Genomic DNA, 18,824 nt, shown 5'->3' with positions numbered 1-18,824 from the left:
GAAGGCTCATTGATGGAGAATGTTAATAAGAGTGTACATCAATAGCGTGCAATTTTATCTACCTTGAACTTTGTATCTGAATGCAATCCCAATACAGGTCAACCACTTCATTACAATGAAGTGGTTGACTCTTAACACTCAGCGATTTATTCGATGTGGCCTTTGTAACACTGCGCTTGTTGATCAAACTGAAACTCTAGATAGTTTTGGATACTGCTTAAGCCATCTTCTTGATAGTGAGAAACGTAAAGCAGCTGGCTTAAGTTTTCTTTGGCAATCAGCTCTAGGGTATTTTTCACCAGCACTCGACCTAAATAATCTAAGCCTTGGTAAGGTTCATCCAATATCAACAGCGTCGGCTGCTTCACGATCGCTCGCGCAATCAATAGCAAGCGCTGCTGACCGTATTCCAGTTGTCTAAAAGAGGTATTCTCATATTGCTTCATATGAAGAATCGTTAACCATTCCTTGGCGATATTGATCTCTCTTTTACTTGGTTGAGAATAGAGACCAATAGAATCATAAAAGCCCGACAGAATTACATCCAGTGCGCTACAGTTTACCCGGTATTGAAGATGCAAAGCCGAAGATACCATGCCGATATGTTGCTTGATTTCCCATATCGTCTCACCACTGCCACGCTTTTTACCAAAGATATGAATATCGTTGCTATAGCATTGTGGATGGTCACCAAATATCAGCCCTAGCAAGGTACTCTTTCCACAGCCATTTGGTCCTTTAACTTGCCAGTGCTGACCTTTATCAATACGCCAATTCAAATCAGTAAAAATGGTTTTCTCGATGTATTCCACCTTACCGTTTTTCAACTCAAAAATAGGATTGTCAAAATGGGTCGAATGTTGGTGCTGACGAATCAACGCCATCATTTCTTCGCTTTGCTTTTCTGACTGGGATTTGATCTGTGTGATAATCGGGTGCCTGTCCCAGCTTTGCTTGTCCATAACGCTGTCCAGTTTCCCGCCATTAAACAGTGCAATCCGCTCTACCCAATCCGGCATATCAGATTCACGCGAGAAGGTAATCAACATTTGTACTGATTGAGACAGCGCTTGAAGGTAGCGAGCTAATGATGCTCGGTGTTCAACATCTAAGCCTGTAAACGGATTATCGAGCAGTACAACATCTGGCTGTGCTGCGAGCGCCCGAGCCAGCATCACACGCCTAGTCTCACCCGTTGAAAGCACTCGAAATCCACTTTCAAATAAATGGGTAAGATCGAGTTCTTTAATCAGGTTTTGGGTCAAGGCATCATCTTGGCTAACTTCAAAGATCAGTTGGTATACTGAACTGCCTTGATCAATCCGATCAAGAAAATCCGTATCATCTTTTTCAATCTCCTGCTCTAGCAACCGCTGCTGTTCAGATAGAGAAACTTGAGCAATATGGCAACCTACGATGTGTAGCTCACCAGACTCAGGTTTAATTTCTCCGCACAACAAATCACCCAGCATCGAACCAATATCGCCCTCAGAGCTAAAAATGCCCCAAGATTTTCCCTGTTCAATGTACCAATCATCGATGGTGAGTGTTGAGGTGTTTTCCTTTGCAGTAAGCTGATGAAAATGAATCGGCATTGCTTTTATCTTCCATGATTTATTGTCGTTTTATTTGTTATACCAAGCTTACTGTTTCTAATGCCAATGTTTGGCACGAGAAAACCCCACGCATTGGATAAAATGTGACCTGAAAGAGAATGTGTATTTCGCGATAAAGAAGTGAATAAAACAAATTTGGACTACCCGCATTCCAACAAAGGCTAAGAGAGTGTGTAGTGCGGTTAAGGTTTTGAGCGTGGCGGAGAGTTGGAGTCGCACACGACTAAGGAATAATGCTCGCAAGCGAGCACCCTATATCTATCAGGTTTCAGATAGCAAAAAGCCCGCTAGATGTTAGCGGGCTTTTTTGAATGTGGCGGAGAGATAGGGATTTGAACCCTAGGTACGCTATTAACGTACGCCGGTTTTCAAGACCGGTGCTTTCAACCACTCAGCCATCTCTCCGTTGTGGGACGTATATTAGTGACAGCCGATCCGCTTGTAAAGCAATAATTTCTCGCTAATTGTTCAAGTGGTTACAAAGCAACCACGCCGATCTGCTATGCTTTTTATAAGTGACTGATATTTGGTCGATCAGATTACGTAAAAGCTCTAATTCAAGTTAATTCAATAAAATAGTGTTTTATTGCTATCACATTGAATATAATAAGATTAGTTACTTTAAGAGAACATGTGTACGCCCGAAAGTCATTGCAGATATTTGTGAGTTGCTTCAAAATTAGTGTAATTAGCGTAGGCTACCCAATTTTTCTGAGGTTTGTATGAAAGTCGCAGACTTGTTTAAACATCGTAGTGAACATAATTCCAAGCATCAATCTGAATTTATGCAATGGATGTCTCCTGCTGTACGTGAGTACTGGGGAGAGTTCCTGAATAAGGCGAATAACCGTCACCTATTCACTAGGTTGCGTGATCTTCAGCAGCCTGCAGTTAACGATGAACAGCCTCAACCTAAACCAATCGAAATGAAGCCTGAAACACAAGCGCTTTATATGGATTTGGAACAAAAGATCAATACCGTAATTCACACTGGTGAATGGGTACATGTCTCTCAAGAACGTATCAACCAATTTGGTCAAGTAACTGAAGATATGCAATGGATTCATACTGATCCAGAGCGTGCTGCAGCTGAATCGCCATTTAAAACCACAATTGCACACGGTTTTCTAACACTGGCACTGCTACCAAAAATGACCGATAGCGTTGATCCAGAGAACACTCTGTTCCCTACGGCAAAAATGGTGGTTAACCTTGGTCTTAACCAAGTGCGTTTCCCTTACCCAGTCAAAGCGGGTAACAACGTTCGCGCAGTGAGCACCCTTTCTAAAGTCACACCAATTAAGAAAGGTTTAGAGATCGAGCGTGAGATCAAAGTTGAGATTGAAGGCGTTCGCCGCCCAGCAGCGGTAGTCGTATCGGTTATTCAACTGCATTTCTAATGCCGCGAAGCAAACACTGAGAAAACTCAGCGACACATTTTTAAAGGAGAGCAAATCATGCTCTCCTTTTTTATTGCTTGTTGTTCAAGTTAGGCTAACCGCACATACCGTTATTTCGTTGCGATATAGCCGTACTCATTGATCAGCTGTTTTGCTTGTGCACTATCAAGATAGTCAACAAAATCCTTTGATTGTGCATCTAATTTTTCAGTTTTGTACAATACCAAGAATGGACGTGCCAATTCATAGCGACTGGCCATGATGTTCTTATTGGTCGGCTCAACCCCTTCAAAGTTAATCGCCTTAACCGAGCTATCGACAGAACCGACCGAAACAAAGCCGATTGCTTGGTCGTTATGGTTAACCAGTGTTTTTACCATGCTGTTGCTGTTTACCACTAAATTATCTGGGTTAACATCTGAAACCATTTGACCATTCACCATTTTGGTTAAGCCAAGCAAGCTCTCAAAACTGTATTGCGAGCCAGAAGAAGCTTCACGTGTTACCACCGCGATCTCTTGATCAGCGCCACCTAGCTGTTTCCAATTGGTAATCTTGCCTTTGTACACATCATAAAGTTGCTCGCGAGTAATATTTGTCACTGAGTTCGATTGATGCACTATCACAGCTAAACCATCCATCGCGATAGTTTGTACTGTCAATGACTCATCCAGCTCACTTTCAGTAAGGTAACGCGAGCTCATGCCAAGCTCTGCGACGCCCTTTTTCACTAATGTGATGCCCGCTGTCGAGCCGATACCCTGCACCGCTATGTAAGTCTCTGGGTGAGATTGGTTATATTGCTCGGCTAGAACGTCCATTACGCGCGCAACAGAAGTCGAACCTGAAACGTTAATTTCGCTGGCTGATGCAGAAAGTGTCCAAAAAGGTAGGGTGATAAGCGCAGCAAAGGCGACTCGTAACATAGGTTTCTCCAAATACTAAAGCGGTTCAGTGAAGTTATGAACGCTCTTCTAATACTTGGTTAGAGATAGAGTCGTTCACAAAACAGCCTTAGCATATGGCGGTTTGATGACAATTTTGTGAAAGGGGGTGCAGACGCCATCAAATCTAAGCCATACTATAACAGGAGTGACCGTTGTTCTGGAGATGACATGGGGTTAGTAAGTTTGCTACAGCGCCAGGTGGAAAGCCGCGCTGAAACTATCTGTCGTTGCCGCAATCAAAACCTTCCAGCTGAATTAGGTAAGGCGAGTTTCGAGCCGATCAGTAATGGCGTGGTGTTCTTTAAACAGCACTACTTATTGGATTCCGCCCACTGCGACTATACCTCACAAGTAGCCAAAATATTGTGGGATGACGAGTCCAGTTTGTGGTGTCTGTACATGGCTGATGAGCAGGATGATGAGATTTGGCTCCCCTATCCGTTTTTGCCCCAGAGTATTGACCTCACCGCGCTGATGCGAGAGATCGATAAAGATCCAAAATCGCTGTTTTGGGATGACTAAATTACCGACTTTGCCGTTTGGAACATACCCTGTGTCAGCAAATTAATATTATGTTCCAATAGCTGCTCTAAAAAGTCATCACTCAGCTGCACGCCATGTATGGCTAGCATTGATGGTGGAGCAACAAATGGGAACACCATCAGCGAAATAAATGACACTCGACATAAATTCGCATCAAGATCGCTACGTATTACCCCTTTTTCAAGTAATTTATCAAAGATCACCGTTTGAATTGGTTTGGCAATATCGGCGATGACCTTTTCTAATAACCGACGCTGTACCATCGATTCGGGCATATTCATCACTTGCAAAATCAAACGAGGAAACTGCGGATTTTTGCTCATCTCTTGATAATAAGTGCGCATAATACTGACTAAATTACCCTGACTGATTTCCTTCTGCAGATTCCCCATACGCTGGTTAATCGGCTCTAAGGTTTCTCGTAGCATGGTTTCAAACAAGCCTTCTTTATTGCCAAAGTAATAGCGAATCAATGAGCTATCCACTTGCGCTTTGCTGGCTAGTAAACGAATCGAAACTTTGTCATACGCCATGACGATAAAAAGATCTCGAGCTGCTGCAATTAACTTGTTGCGCGCCTGAGTCTTATTACTCGGTCTGCCTACTTTACGTTTATTCATGCACTTACTCAGTCCGTTTGATTATTAACAAAAAAGCACCGCGAGCGGTGCTTTGTAGCTTATCTGATTTTTATTGCTCAGACGACCATTTAGGTATCATGCAAGAAGACATTCTCATCCACTAACGTTGATAGCATTTGGGATTGATCCGATATATCTAACGTCAGGCTTTGTGCGAGGTTCTCCACCACGATGGTTTGTTCATCACCACCTACAATATCACCATCGGGTTTAATCGTCAGGGTGACATCATTGTTTTGCACGCCAACTTCGATATGATCGAGAAGCTCATTGATATCAACCGATGGTGATTTCAATTCAGGTAACACATCGCGTAAATCGATCTTATCCTCTTGAAGAGTAAAGTCCGTGATCGTATCAACAGCACCATCGGAAATTTCATTCCAGACGAACACATCTTCCCCCGTGCCGCCAGTGAGAATGTCTGAACCTAAGCCACCCTCAATAATATCATTGCCCGCGCCACCGATGATGGTGTCGTTCCCTTCGCCACCAAACAGCATATCGTTACCATCACCGCCAACAATGCGGTCGTCACCCTCGCCTGATTTCAGTTCTACACCGCTATTATCACCGATTAACTGCACATCATTCGTTGCAGTCGATTGATCGATATCGCTACCATCAGCGACCACGTTCAATGCAATTTCCAGCGGGGTTGATTGCGCGGTGTCACCATCATCATTCGAGACTGCGACTAACTGGATGGTATGGTCACCAATACCCGCACCCACAATCTCAATGCTATCAATTTCATCAGCATCAATAGTGTAAACCCCATTAACCGGCGTGATCTCACCTGATGAAGTATTCACTATCGCGCCGGCTGGCAGCTGCGACATCTCCAAGGTGAGGATTTCACTCACATCCGTCAACGCAGCGATAATCCCAACGATGGCAATACCGCTATTACTGACCGAGAGATTGGCTGAGATATTGCGGACATAATCAAAGCCAGGTTGAATCGACAACGTTGGCGCATCCGCAACTGGATTCACCGTAATGGTATGATCCTTGGTTGTGGTGATTGGTATTCCTGAAGGGTTACCAGAATCGGTCGCAGTTACCGTTAGAGTGATATCTGCTACCGTCGCAAAACTTGCATCTAGCATTACCCCTTCACCACTGTTTGGCGTATCAAGTAATGCGTTGATTTCACTCAAAGGTCCCAACAACGTGATGGTGCCACCCGTAGCTGGTGTCACGGTAATATTGCTCGACGTTGGTAATACAACACTGAGCTCACCGTAACTGGCTTCCAGTTTCACGCTGATCAAGTCACTTGCGTAGGTATCCACATAATCGACATCGCTGACACTAATCCCTGAAATCTGCTGCGCCGCGGCTTCATCAATACTCGCTGTGGCTGAATTCACATCAATTTCAGGGGCATCATTGACACCGGCAACCGTGAGCGAAATCGTTCCGGTATCGGTCAGGAAGTTATTCACACCGTTGTCTGTGCCGTTATCTTCAATTTCATAGGTAATTTCTACGTTACCATTGAAGTTAAGCGCTGGTTTAAACGTCCAAGTACCATCGCTATTCTCAACAATCGTGCCTTGCTCGGCAGGAACACTCATCGATTTAATGATCAGTGTTTGTCCTTCCGGATCAGGGTCAGTACTGAGCCCTGGACCAATCAATTGTGAAGGGCTAATTTGAATCGAGTTGTCTTCATCAATCGTGCCTAGATTAACGTCTACTGCGTTCGGCTTATCGTTAAGCTCAGAAACATTGATAACAAACTCTGCCTGATTCTCATTGTCGGTCGCTGGCGTGCCATCAACTAAACCAAGGTTGCCGTTGTCATTCACAGTTGCAGTGACTTTGACACCATCAGGATCAATCAGATTGTTGCTATTTAACGCTGGGGTAAACAGCACCAAATCTTCGCCCAATGCTTTGTTTATCTCCGCAACCGTACCTTGAATCTCAATCGTGTTGCCACCTGTGATGGTCACGGTTAAACCATTCGCTGCTGCTACCGTAGCATCTTGCGTAAGTGTGCCACTGTCGACGGTTAACGTCAGCGTGTAGTTAGCGCTTGGGTCGTCCAGTGTGGCATCGATATCGTTGATGGTGAAGCCTTTCACCGCAACAGTAGTATCTTCCTCGGTTTGCAGATCGCCAATACCCTCAAAGTATGGTCTATCATTCACAGCCTCAACCGTCACGCCGACTTCAAACTCACTCACTGGCCCCAAGAACTTATCGCCATTGTACTTAGTATCAACCGACTGAACTTTGATAGTCAAAGAGTCAGGGTTCCACGTACCTTGGTTTTGTTCACCGGAATTAAACACAATTTTATCTAATGACTGGGCATTGACCTCTAGCTGCCAAACGCCACCGCCAAGGTTGGTTGCCAGTGTCGTGCCATCAGGGAAGTAAATTTCGCCGCCATCAGGGACGTTTTCTACCGTTACAAGCAGAGTCTCTGGTTGGTCTTGGCTTGCTTCACCTGGCAGCAAATCAACTTTATCCGTCACGCTGGCGTTGATGGCGATGTCAATATTCTCGCCCTCATTGCCCGAGACGCTTGCCACTGGATCAGTATCGACCACATCCCCAACTGGCGTCACATCGATTTGGAACTGTCCGGTATGTTCAACGGGCACACCCAACAGCTTCTCTTGCGTATACACCACAATACCAATATCAGCCTTGCCGCTAAAGTTCGCCGCAGGCTTAATCGTGATATCCGACAGATCAATGCTAGTCACGTTTGGATTATTCAATTGAATCGTCCATTCACCACCACCATTGTTCTTAACCACGAAATCACTCGACGAGCTGTTTACGATAAAGTCATCTGGTAAGCCCGTTAGCTTGACCGATAAGAACACTTCTGAGCCATCGGTATCATTTAGCGCGATGGTTAGTCCCGAACCACCAGCACTCAAATCGATATCTGTATCTTCATCACCCACGACAACGACATTATTGCCATCAGGCGCAGTGATAGGATCGAGAACTGGAGTGATTTCGAATGATGCTTCTTTACTGAAAGTTAGGTCTGCTTGCGAATCCGGCGTCTCAGTTGTCGATGTTTGGTCAAAGTCGGTTTGATCGGTAATGGTACCGGTTACCTTAATATCTACGGTGTTGTTATTGTTGCCAGTAGGGTAATTCTCTTTCGGTACAAAATAGATCTCTTGAAGCGCCGCTTCGATAACCGCAGGATCGGTCGATTCAATCACCAACTTACCTGGTTCAGTGGCTGAAAGTGGCTGACCATTCACATCAGCAAAATAGCCTAAATCGCTATCAACTAATTCAATTTCGACTTTAGTGAGAACTTCACGCCCCTCATTGGTCGCATTGCGTTGGTCGGCAAGATCGATATCAACGGCTAACTTAATCAGATTATCTTCTAACGCTTCACCAGCAACTTGCGCCCCTGTGCCTTTTTCTACCGATGTCGCGCTGACGCCAACCGCAGGGGTGACATCATTATCACTCGGCTGCGCTGTGCCGCCATCCGGTTGCCCAGTGACTGGCACATCCACCAATGGGCTAACCGCAACAGGTACTTTATACAATATCGAGTTTTCATCCCCTGACTGAGTATCTGTCGTTACCACTGTCATAGGGATAAGGAAATCGCCTGCGTAATCATCTGGCGTGGTAAACGTTAGACCTGGCGGGAATGTCAGAACACCATTTGCATCAACCGAACCTTGGAATATATATAGCTCGTTAGCAAAGTCATATTGTGCACCGCCTATTTGTAGCCCTTTCACTTCATCCGGAATGTCAGCTACTGCAATCACGACCGTCACCTGATCAGGCACCGTATCAGCGGTATTTGGTTCCAATTGAAAGATTTTTGACAGCTGCGAGCTCACATCAAAGACATTGTCTTCAGTGCCAATCACTATCGCGCTCGGATCCTCAGTGAGCGTCACCTCATCTATCTCAGCGGCAACACTTGGGGCCGGTGTCACCGATTCTGGGAAAACTAAATCAATCGTTGTGCTCACTTCCCTTGGCGCGCTACCTTCATTTTCATCGCCTTTGTCGATAACTTGCGTGACAAACTCAACGCCGATGGTGTTTTCAGTCGCCGAAGTGCTGTATTTCAAACCGTCCGGAGCTGAAATGGTGAAGTTTTCTTCGTCAATAATGGTCCATGAACCGTCACCATTGTTGATGCCACCGAAGACATACAGCTGGTCCATCACATCATCAAAATCTTCACCTGGCGGCACTTTAAAGCGCACCACGACTTGGTCAACAACTTCATCTGAGCTTGGGTCTAAATCTTCAAAAACGACAACATTGGCATCGCCATTTTTGTCATTGATGGTAAAGGCAATTTTACCATCGCCATTGACTGCATCGTTCGGGTTCGGATCATCACGAATCACAGTAACGGGGTTACCATCTTTATCTTCAATACGCAGCGTACCATCTTGCTCAACGACAGGGTTCACCACCACCGTGATATCACCTTTCACATCTGCCGTTTTAATCAAAGTCGGATCGTCTTCATCAATCTCTTGAATCGTAACGGTCGTTTTCAACGGGAAGTTTGTACTTGAATCCTCTGGCGGCTTAACACTAATAATTGGTGCCGCTGTCGATTGATCTAAGCCGGTTATCGTCAGGGTAGCGCCATCAAAAGTTGCGCCAGAGAAGTCCCCCCAAGCTTGACCGTTAATTTCAACTTCACTGCCAGGAGGGAAGCCTTCAATCACAACTTTGGTAACGTATTCGTAGTCTCTGCCATTAGCCGTCGGCTGACTATCAGGCGCATTGTCCGGATCGGCAGTAACATTCCATGGCACTTTGATAAAGGTATCTTCACGACCAGTCACCGAGGCGTCATAAGTGTGCGTCGCGCCACCGGCTTCAATCACTGGCTCAATGTTAACTCTTAACTTGCCATCAATCTCACGCACGTGACCATCGTTTTCTGTAACAATCACTTTGGCATCAATGATGATGTCGTCAGTCGAGTATTTTGTAGGACGAATGGTAATACCCGCGTCGTATTCATCTTGCGTAATATTGGCTTGGTATAGGGAACCATTTGGTCCCTCACCTACATACACTAAGTCGATGGTCCCGCCATTCGCATCAAGCAGTTCGACGTCGTCGGGAATGTTACTTAAGATTGCAGACAGAGACTCTGACTTATCAACCACACCATCTTGCTCTTCACCAGACAATACCGCGAAGCTTATTTTCGCCTCCGTGCTTTCGTCTATCGTCACTTGCGCGCCGAAAATCCCAGAGCCATCGTCATATTGGTACCATTTACCCAATTCCGGTCCCGTTGCTGGCTCCTCTGGCACGTCAGGCAAATATGGGATATCAGCAACCCCTTTGACTGTCACATTGACGGTTTTCGGATCTGCCATTGGCTTGATATCCACCGCTTGGTACGTGTTACCAGCAGGATCGATTAACGTCGCGGTATCTTTAACAAAACCTTGTACATCAAAGCTAAAGTTCTCATTGCTGTGCAATGGCGGCTGAACTTCCACAAATGGCAATGCTTCTTGTGGGATCTGATAAACTCCTGGTGAAACCTCCACAATTGGGTTATTGCCAGTGCCAATCCAGCGCACTTCGTACCCCACTAGCGGGTCACCATTTTCTTGAACGAAATTGGTTAACTCAACAAACTGCGTTTCAGAGTTATCACCGACCGTGGCGATATCGTCCGTGGTGCCTAAGGTGATCACTTTATCCAAGGTAAAATCGAGATGATCGGTATCTGGATCGACGGTATCTTGCGTCGCGGCATTATCTTCAAAAATGGTGATGCGACTAACACTGAATGACCCTTGGTCAGCACTAGGTGCAACGTTAATCACCAGTTCTTGAACTGCAGATTCTGCGCTATTTTTACCCGTTAAAGGATTGATCCCTTCTGTTGTCACCGCATAAACATCAAAAGTAATCGCGCCGGCAAAATGATCCACAGGGTTTACCTGCACATCGTTAATGTCAGCGGCATCAATGAGGTACACTCCCGGAGAAGACTGCGCAATTGGCTGCCCTGCACTATTTTCTAGTACAAACTGCCCCTCACCCGCGGTCACCTCTAAACGATAAGTAATACTCTCGGGGTTACTCCCATCTTGGGTTTCAGCCTGAATTTTGAGTATCGCATTGGCATCATCTTCAACAATTGAATAACGGTCTTGGGTGTTGCTCGAATTCCAAGTTGCAATATCGGCGACCGCTTCTACTTCAATATGCAGTTGTGACGTCACGGTATGGTCGGTGCTGCCACTATTTAAAATCGAAACAGAAATCGGCACATCAAAGCCTGCATCGCTGGATGAGTAGTTTCTGTCTGGGACAAAGTAGAGGTTATTTAACGTAGCAACGTTATCGCTGCCAATGGTTTGAACCACATCGCCACTCGGTAGCAATACACTACCATCAGCTTGTACCGTGAGCGCTTTGTAAGTCGACGTTGCGGCATCGTAGAAATAGAACTGACCGTTATAAGTGCCCGGTCCAATTACCACATCACCGATTTTTTCATCGTTATCGATATCAAATAGATCAACCGTTAAGGTAATTTTGCTTGGTTCTACCGCAAGACCACCTTGGTTATCTTCGGCATTGCTGTTGTTAATTGCCGGATCAAAGGTGAGCGTATCTGAACGTCCAGAATCTTCGAACGTCGTCACTTCAGCGGTTTTTATTTCCGCATCTTTATCAAAGATGGTCACGGTATAGGTTTTCACTGATGTGTCTTGGTCACCATCAGTGGCTGTGACATTGAGACTAAAGGTAAGCTCGCCGCCATCATGAGCAAGATTCGTAACAGGCGTAAACAAGAAGCGACCACGCTGGGAATCGTCAGGGCGGATCTCCAGTGAACCGAGTTGCTCGTAATTAAAGCCACCACTACCATCAGGACGCATCTCTACCACCATCACTGTCGTAGTGGTGCTATTTGGATCAATGCTTTCCACATAGCTGCCGTCAGCTAGTTGGAATCGAATTTGCGAGTCTGCGGTGCTGTTGGCTTCGACCAAGGTGATTTCTGCGCCATCCGCTCCTGGGCGACCAAACATATTAACGTTGGTGCTGCTCGTCTCACCCTCTGTGACTTCAATGCTGCGGTTAGCGATACGCGGTACATCATCGACCACATCGATGGTTAACGTGGTTTCGCCTGTTTCATCACCATCAAAGTCCACCGCTTTGATATCAAAATCAATCGGCTGTAGGTTTTGCCCTTGCCCAGGCGCATGATCGAACGGCTGAACGAGCGTAAACGAATACGTATTGTTAGCAGTATCAAAAACCAGAGTAAACACCGTGTCACCGCCAGTCTCTGTCACCGCGGTATGCGTCACCGTGTTGCCAGATTCAATGACTGTATCCCACACTAGCCCTTGGTTATCAGATGAGAGTTGATCTAATACCGTATCTAGATTGGTGATCTGGTATTCAGCGATGGTATCCGCGCCTTCAACCACGGTGAACTGACCATCAATGGTAGTGCTTTCTTTGCTGCCGTCTGATCCAATGCCTGGAATATCATCTTCATCCACGCGGGTCTCACCAGTCGTACCACTCAGTGACGGCTTATCATCGTTAATATCGACAAATACCGTTTGCTTGCTGGTATCACCATCTTTATCTTCGGCGACAACGGTGAAACTGATGGTCGTTAAATCCGAGTTCTCGGCATGGTCAATTGGCGCCAGTAATTTAAAGCTGTAGCTACCGTCAGCGTTAAGAGTGAGTTCGAACACATCAACACTACCAGCTTTCGCCGTGTAGACATATTGGTTAGTAGTTGCATCGATGACTGGCGAGCCAATCGTCACATCAACGCCACCCGATTTGAGCCCGGCAACTGGATCAGTGGTGGACTCAAGACTATATTTGATGACCGAGTCGGCGCCTTGGGTAGTATTAAAATCACCACTCGCCGTCAGAGCCGCTGCGTCAGGCGTTGAGCCCGCATTGAGATCATCTTCGTTAACACTAAGGCGATCTGCCGAGTTAATCTGCGGAATGTCATCAATGACGGTGATGTCAAGCGGCAGTGAAGCGCTCTGGTCGTTATCAAAATCGACCACGCTAACTTCAAACCCAATGGATAGGCTGTTTTGCGGGTCACCCAAATCGACCGGATGGTCGAGGGCTTTGAGCAGCGTAAACTGATAACTTTTGGTATCAATATCAAATACGACGGTAAACACTGACTCGCCCGATGCAGTTTCTGCGGTATAGGTAAACTGGTTACCGACCTGAACTGGCGAACCATCACTCCACTTAAGAGCTTCACCACCCGAGGTAAGTGAATCTAACACGGTATCTTGATTAGCAATCACCACCGATTTAATCCCGTCAGCACCTGCGGTAAAGGCAAATGTACCACTGGTCGAGTTCGATTCCGGGGTCGAATCTGAGCCTACGGTAGGAATATCATCCTCATCCACATCAGCAGGGCTAGAAATACTATCGATTGTCGGTGCATCATCATTAATGGTGACTGGCAGAATAATCGAGCTCAAATCACCGTCAAAGTCTTGCGCTTGAACGGTAAACTGAATCTGCTTACTGTTCTCGCTATCGGCATGATCAATCGGCTGTTTTAACTCAAAGGTATAGCTTCCGTCAGCATTTAACGTCAGCTTAAACACTTCAACTGTGCCAGCTTTTGCCGTATAGGTATAGCTATTGGTTGTCGGATCAATGACCGGGGAGTCAAGCGTAATTGCCACACCGCCCGACTCTAAACCCGCAACAGGATTGGTGCTAGGGTCGATTCGGTACAGCACTACATTATCCGCACCTTGTGTCGTGGTGAAATCACCACCCACCAATAAGTCACCTGAGCCATCTGTTCCCTGTGGTAGATCGTTTTCATCCACACTGAGCGGCTCAACATTGGTTATCTCAGGAATGTCATCTTTTACTTTGATCGTCAGTGTTTCGGGCGCACTCGTATCGTTGTCCACATCTGTTGCAGAGATATTGAATCCAATCTCAAGATCGTTTTCTCCATTGCCTGTCGGGTGATCGAGCGGCTGCAACAAGCTAAAACTGTAACTGTTATCGCTAGTATCAAACACTAAGGTAAACACAGCATTTCCCGATACCGTCTCAGCGGTATAGGTAAATTGGGTGCCATTTTGCACTGGCGAGCCATCACTCCATTTCAGCGTTTCACCAGCAGAACTTAACGTGGTGATATCTGGCGATGTTGAATCAATCTGATAGCTCTTAATTCCATCAGCACCAGGTGCTATATCAATGTTACCCGTAATGACCGTCGACTCTTTTGTCGGATCAGAACCGTCGAAATTAGCCGTATTTAAATCATCTTCGTCCACTTCCGTTTGACCAGTAAAGCCGTTGATGATTGGTGCGTCATCCGTAATCGTCACAGGCAATACAATCGAGCTGAGATCGCCATCTTGATCTTGTGCTTGGATAGTAAAATTGATCTGTTGATTGTCATCACCAGCGGCGTGATCAATCGGCTGCTTGAGCTCAAAGGTATAACTGCCATCCGCTTTGAGCGTGAGGATAAACACTTCTGCCGCACCAGCCTTAGCAACATAGGTGTAGTTATTGTCACTATCAATGCTTGGCGCATCGAGCGTCACTGCTACACCACCAGATTCAATACCCGCTAGCGGGTTGGTATTTGGCTCAATACGATACAAAACGACATTATCGGCGCCCTCGGTGGTGGTGAAATTACCACTCGCAGTAAGACTGCCGGTTCCATCGGTACCTTGCGGCAAGTCATTCTCGTCAACACTAAGCGGCACAACGTTGGTGATCTCTGGAATGTCATCAACCACAGTAATGGTAAGAGTTTGAGCCGTGCTGGTGTCGTTATCAAAGTCAGTAGCACTGATATTAAAACCAATTTCAATATCGTTTTGGTTGTCAGCTTCAGGATGATCAAGCGTCTTTAGCAATTCAAATTGGTAGCTGTTTCCATTAGTATCAAACACCATAGTGAAGACTGCATCACCTGAGACAGTCTCCGCGATGTAGGTAAATTGAGTGCCGTTTTGTACCGGAGAATCATCGCTCCATTTAAGTGCTTCACCGCCAGATTCTAAGGTTGAAATATCTGGTGAGGTACTCTCAATTTGATAGCTCTTAACACCATCCGCGCCCTCTTGAATGACGAAGTTACCGGTAATAAGCGTGGATTCCTTGTCAGGATCCGAGCCTTGATGTGCCGTGCTATCTAAATCGTCTTCATCGACTTGTGTTTGCCCGGTAAAACCACTTATCACTGGAGCATCATCATTAATTGTGACTGGCAATACGATCGAGCTAAGGTCACCGTCTTGGTCTTGTGCTTGAATCGTAATGTTTACCAACTGACTATCTTCACCATCTGGATGATCAATCGGCTGTTTCAGTTCAAAGGTATAACTGCCGTCTGCGTTAAGCGTTAAGGTAAACACCTCAACCGTGCCCGCTTTGGCTACATAGGTGTAATTGTTGTTGCCATCAATGGTCGGCGGGTCAAGGGTAAGTGCAACCCCTCCAGATTCTATCCCAGCAACAGGGTTGGTAGTCGGATCTATACGATACAGCACCACGCCATCGGCACCCTGTGTGGTGGTGAAATCGCCACCGACAATTAGATCACCCGTTCCATCAGTGCCTTGAGGTAAGTCATTTTCATCAACGCTGAGCGGCTCAACGTTAGTGATTTCGGGAACATCATCTTTAACGGTGATCGTCAGCGTTTTAGGGTCGGTGGTGTCGTTATCAAAGTCGGTTGCACTGATATCAAAACTAATCTCGATATCATTTTCACCATCAGCCGTTGGGTGATCCAGTGGCTTGATTAAACTAAAACTGTAGCTGTTGTCATTGGTATCAAACACCATGGTAAACACGTTTTCACCAGAAGCAGTCTCAGCAATATAGGTAAATTGTGTTCCATTTTGTGCTGGCGAGTCATCGCTCCACTTCAGCGCTTCACCACCGGACTTTAAGCTAGCAAGATCCTGTGAGGCAGTATCAATTTGGTAGCTCTTGATCCCATCGGCACCCTCTTTAATATCAAAGTTGCCGGTGATTGATGTCGATTCTTTACTCGAGTCTGAACCTTGATGAGTGCTAGTGTTAAGATCATCTTCATCAACCTCGGTTTGTCCGGTAAAACCATTCAGCACTGGCAAATCATCGTTGATGGTAACAGGCAGCACGCTCGAGCTTAGATCACCGTCTTGGTCTTGCGCTTGAATAGTAAAATTAACCAGCTGACTGTCTTGGCCATCTTGATGATCGATAGGCTGTTTGAGTTCAAAGGTATAGCTGCCATCGGCGTTTAGCGTTAATTCAAATACTTCCGCACCGCCCGCTTTCGCGACATAGGTGTAAGTGTTGTCTGCGGGGTCAATCACTGGCGCATCTAACGTAATCGTCACTCCGCCGGAAGTTAAACCATCAACAGGGTTGGTCGTTGGATCAATGCGGTAGAGAATTACACCATCTGAGCCTTGCGTCGTGGTGAAGTCTCCACCGACAGTCAAACTGCCTGAGCCGTCTGTCCCTTGTGGCAAATCATTTTCATCAACACTCAATGGCTCAACATTGGTGATAGTAGGAACATCATCTTTGACCGTAATCGTCAGCGTTTGTGGTGCAGTCGTATCATTATCAAAATCAGTGGCGCTGATATTAAAACCAAGCTTTAATTCATTCTCACCATCACCCGTTGGGTGATCGAGTGGCGCAACGAGATCAAAGCGGTAACTGTTGTCACTGGTATCAAATATCAATGTGAATACGAGTTCGCCAGAGGCAGTTTCAGCGGTATAAGTAAACTGCGTACCGCTTTGCACTGGTGAGTCATCACTCCATTTCAGCGCCTCTCCACCTGAACTAAGCGTAGTTATATCCGGTGACGTGGTATCGATTTGGTAACTCTTAACCCCATCTGCACCTTGTTCAATCACAAAGTTTCCACTGATTAGGGTGGCTTCTTTGTCTGGATCAGAACCGGGTACTGTTGAAGTGCTTAGATCATCTTCATCAACCTCAGTTTGCCCAGTAAATCCGGTAAACTGCGGTTTATCATCAAGAATGATGATCGGCAGTAACCCTTGTGCCGTGTCGCCATCAAAATCGGTTGCGGTAATAGGCAAACTAATGGTGGTTGAATCGCTACCCTGCGCGTGGTCAATTGGCTCGAGTAAAGTAAAGGTATAGTCGCCACTGGGCTCAACCTCTATGGTGAATACTGAGCCTGACGCCGTGGCACCTGTGTAGGTAAAACTCGAGTCCCCATTCTCCACTTCGGTAATAGTGATGGTTTCCCCGTGAGACTTGAGTGCCGCTTGTTGGTTAAACTGTGTAATGTCGAGACGGTATTGCTCGATTTGGTCGCTGCCGAGTCCCATGTCGACCATATTGCCTTTCACGGTTTCAGCAATATTAGTATCAGTACCGTCAGTCAAATTCGCTTCGTTAACGGTCACACTTGGCACTTGAGCAATATCAGGGTCATCACCATCAACAATCGTGACTGTAGCGGAAATCGGTGAGCGAATCGCATTACCACCGCTGTCTGTACCTGTGATATCAAATGAGACGATAATTTTGTCGTCAACGAGAGCAACATTACCACCGCCAACACTCGGTACATGGTCAATCGGCTGGTTAAGTGTTGTGGTTAATGAGAGTTCTAAGTTCTTGCCAAGGTTAGTCGTATCAATATCGATTTTAAGCACTTCATCGGCACCAACAGTACCAATAATCGCATTTTGGCTGGCATCGTAAGTGAAGGTAACATCTTGTCCTGATGCAGTGATATCACTATTCAGTTCGGTAAGGAGGGCAGCGAGAGAAATTGGGTCGGGAACAAAGCTGGTCGCATCAAGCGGTAGGTCACCGGCTTCGATTAAGACGGTATTAGTGATTGAAGTCGGATAGCCATCGCTGGCATCGAGGTCTCCCTCAACAAGCAATTCAGATATCGACTCACCACCTGCGGCAAAAACCGTCGCTCTAGCATCTTCTTCGGGGTCGTCTATCTGTTCTCGTCGAAACCCACTGGTTTCAAAAAACGTCTCCGCTAAGACTTCAGGGTTATTAAACTCTACCGTAATAAAACCCGCGTTTGCAGAGCCTAATACGCCCCCCGCGGCCGCAGCTTCCAAGATTGCCGTTGGGTCTTCCCCGGCTAAGATGGCTTCTTGTATTGCCTCAATCTGCTCTAGGCTAAACTCGCCATTTTGACTCAGGTCGAGGTCTATGGTGCCGTCAACCACCGCCCCTTGTACATTGCCTTGCTGATTGGTACAAGCAATACAGTTTTCACCAAGGTTAATGGTTTCTACCTGCTCTGATATATCCACACTGGAATTACGAGCAGTGATAATAACCTCATCGCCACGCAGTTGATCGCCCACTCTTAACTCCCGCGCGTTACCGCGGCTATCTATGGCAATCACCTCTCCGATGACTTTGACTACTTTGGCTCCTTCAATAGAAACTTCTTCGTTCATCCGATCCCCCGAACTTTTGAACTAAATAACGCAACTTTATTGATTTTTTTATCAGCCAAGAGTAACAAATTTTCAAACATTAGTGTTACATTTCAAAAAATTAAGTGATTTTTGTCGCATATGGTTAAGTATAGACGGTATTTAAGATACTTTTCTCGAAGTAATCGAATGAAAATTATCATTACTACTTTCTTATCCA

The 18,824-nt window shown here is 46.0% G+C and carries 6 protein-coding genes and 1 tRNA gene; 2 read left to right on the top strand and 5 right to left on the bottom strand.

All coding sequences use genetic code 11. The annotated features are described in order from the left end of the window. Positions 1 to 146: 146 nt before the first annotated feature. Both modF and IRQ95_RS08320 read right to left on the bottom strand, forming a co-directional pair. Entirely contained in the window at positions 147 to 1,595 is a 1,449-nt protein-coding gene (gene modF / locus IRQ95_RS08325) for a molybdate ABC transporter ATP-binding protein ModF (RefSeq protein WP_194436504.1), read from the bottom strand. A 335-nt stretch (positions 1,596 to 1,930) separates the two neighbouring features. Then, a tRNA-Ser gene (locus tag IRQ95_RS08320) sits at positions 1,931 to 2,021 on the bottom strand. 317 nt (positions 2,022 to 2,338) lie between these two features. Between IRQ95_RS08320 and IRQ95_RS08315 the strand changes: the two genes are divergently transcribed. Further along, complete coding sequence (locus IRQ95_RS08315) at positions 2,339 to 3,016, top strand: MaoC family dehydratase (protein ID WP_194436503.1); 678 nt, start codon at positions 2,339 to 2,341, stop codon at positions 3,014 to 3,016. A 110-nt stretch (positions 3,017 to 3,126) separates the two neighbouring features. On the opposite strand, the gene IRQ95_RS08310 is transcribed toward IRQ95_RS08315, so the two are convergent. Then, positions 3,127 to 3,942 carry a phosphate ABC transporter substrate-binding protein gene (locus IRQ95_RS08310; RefSeq protein ID WP_194436502.1) on the bottom strand — a complete coding sequence of 272 codons (816 nt, stop codon included), beginning with the start codon at positions 3,940 to 3,942 and terminating at the stop codon, positions 3,127 to 3,129. Positions 3,943 to 4,131: 189 nt separating this feature from the next. Here IRQ95_RS08310 and IRQ95_RS08305 point away from each other — a divergent pair, with 189 nt between their 5' ends. Continuing rightward, entirely contained in the window at positions 4,132 to 4,485 is a 354-nt protein-coding gene (locus IRQ95_RS08305) for a DUF3024 domain-containing protein (RefSeq protein WP_075648829.1), read from the top strand. Here the strand turns inward: IRQ95_RS08305 and IRQ95_RS08300 are convergent. Together IRQ95_RS08300 and IRQ95_RS08295 are read right to left on the bottom strand one after the other, a co-directional pair. Next, complete coding sequence (locus IRQ95_RS08300; protein ID WP_194436501.1) at positions 4,482 to 5,126, bottom strand: TetR/AcrR family transcriptional regulator; 645 nt, start codon at positions 5,124 to 5,126, stop codon at positions 4,482 to 4,484. The genes IRQ95_RS08305 and IRQ95_RS08300 overlap by 4 nt on opposite strands. Positions 5,127 to 5,215: 89 nt before the next feature. Further along, positions 5,216 to 18,625 (bottom strand): retention module-containing protein, encoded by a 13,410-nt coding sequence (locus IRQ95_RS08295; RefSeq protein ID WP_194436500.1) that lies wholly within the window; start codon positions 18,623 to 18,625, stop codon positions 5,216 to 5,218. Positions 18,626 to 18,824: the final 199 nt, after the last annotated feature.

The sequence above is a fragment of the Vibrio fluminensis genome (genome assembly GCF_015278125.1).
Classification (GTDB): Bacteria; Pseudomonadota; Gammaproteobacteria; order Enterobacterales; family Vibrionaceae; genus Vibrio; species Vibrio fluminensis.
This window is presented reverse-complemented; position numbering and strand designations above follow the sequence as displayed.